Annotated in this window: 1 protein-coding gene; it reads right to left on the bottom strand. The window is 31.0% G+C overall.

Annotated features, from left to right (window positions below):
• Positions 1 to 6 precede the first annotated feature (6 nt).
• Positions 7 to 1,251: a transposase gene (locus MWH30_RS13715; RefSeq protein ID WP_248664664.1), complete on the bottom strand. Its 1,245-nt coding sequence runs from the start codon at positions 1,249 to 1,251 to the stop codon at positions 7 to 9.
• Between the last annotated feature and the right edge of the window lie 77 nt (positions 1,252 to 1,328).

Raw genomic sequence — 1,328 nt, forward strand, 5'->3', positions numbered from 1 at the left:
CTCTTTCTATGCAACTAATTGTAACTTATTTCCATCAAGGTCTAAAGTGTCGTAAACTTGTTCTATAGGAATTCCTTTCTTTCCAGCTTCGTGAATATAGTCAACTAGATCTTTGAAAAAGTAATCACTAGCTAAATCAATAAAATAACTTAATCTCTCATCATCTGGGGAAAGGACTTTTAAGATTTCAAGATAGTTGTAAGCTAGATAGACCAACTGTAAATATCTAATTATAGACTTTAAGGAATGGAGTCTATAATCAGCAAGTCCTAATTCATTTTTGAAGTAAAAATAGCTTGTTTCAATCTCCCAGCGCTTAGAATAATACTTGATTATGGTTTCTTTATCTAAACTTAAATCAGTAGTTAGAATACATTTAGGAGCATCTTCAAGAGAAGAACCGTTTTCCCAGCATAATAAGAGCTTAGCGTTGTCAATATTGGCTACTCGACCTTCATACTCATAAACATAGTAAAATTCATCATCAACATATACAAACTCCAATTCATCTACCTCAATTTTAGTATAAAAGCCAGAGATTTTAATACTTTCATCATTGTGGTCAATTGTATAATTTATAGGAGTTGCTCCAATATAATCATAACCTTTATCTAATGAGCAATTTATAAGACTTTCAGCATTATACCAACTATCTGTCATAACATAGATATTCTGATTAAAATTATAATACTTATCGAACTGTTTAATTAGACTCTGCCCTAGTTCTATCTTTGTATTAAATTCTTTATTATTCTCTTGGCAGTAATCCTCCTTTAGATAAAGTTCAAAATCTAGAGGCATAGAGACCTTTCCAATTGATAAATGAGAACTAGTTATACAATGAGAATAGCAATATTTTTTATCAGCCGAGCTGGGAGCTTTATGAAAACCAGTTCCCTCCATTTGAGTATTATTTTCTGATTGAGGGAGCAAAGTATCATCAATTATCAAGAAGCCAGTTTCATCATCTTTAGCCTTTTTACAAGCAAAATTGATTGCTTCTTCAACTCTTGTTTCATTAGTAAAATCGCTTAACCAAGAATCAGACATTAAAAATCTAGACATACAACTTTGATCAGGAGAATCAAAGGTAGCATTTTCTAAGTTAGATAAGTTTTTTTCACCTTCAGTGTTAATTATGCTTGATGTCAGGTTGTGAATATGATTATACTGTGGATTTGTTAAAGGTAAATTCATATTCTCTAAACAGTTGTCAAGAGTAAATTCATTTGATATACTGTCATCAGGCATAAGTTTATCTCCTTTCTAATGTGTTATTGGTTTGCTCACCAATATTTTATCAAAGGAGATAGCTTATGCCTACCTTT

This window comes from Fuchsiella alkaliacetigena (assembly GCF_023227765.1).
Lineage (GTDB): Bacteria > Bacillota > Halanaerobiia > Halobacteroidales > Acetohalobiaceae > Fuchsiella > Fuchsiella alkaliacetigena.